The organism is Dietzia sp. B44, assembly GCF_014145245.1.
GTDB lineage: Bacteria > Actinomycetota > Actinomycetes > Mycobacteriales > Mycobacteriaceae > Dietzia > Dietzia natronolimnaea.
The window spans coordinates 2,353-2,658 of sequence record NZ_JAALEF010000496.1 but is presented as its reverse complement, the minus strand read 5'-3'; the positions used below and the strand labels follow the sequence as shown (position 1 = coordinate 2,658).

Annotated in this window: 1 protein-coding gene; it reads right to left on the bottom strand. The window is 60.1% G+C overall.

The features are described from left to right. Positions 1-14 precede the first annotated feature (14 nt). On the bottom strand, positions 15-306 hold a 292-nt coding region (locus G6017_RS16990; protein ID WP_241731578.1), incomplete at its 5' end, for an integrase core domain-containing protein.

The window sequence follows — 306 nt, the reverse complement described above, 5'->3', positions numbered from 1 at the left end:
AGTTGATGGTTTCTCTACGCTGCCGTCGCCGGCTGGATGTCAGCGTAGTGCACCTCGTTCGGCCGCTTGTAGCCGAGCGCTGAATGGCGCCGTCGGGTGTTGTAGAACCCCTCGATGTAGCTGATGACGTCGCGTCTGGCCTGCCTCTTCGTGGCGTAAACGGTGCGGTAGACGCGTTCGTTCTTCAATGCTGAGAAGAACGACTCGGCCATCGCGTTATCCCAGCACACGCCCGTTCGTCCCATCGAGGAACGCATCCCCAGATTCTTGACCAAGCGCCGGTAGTCGCCCGAGGTGTAGACGCTT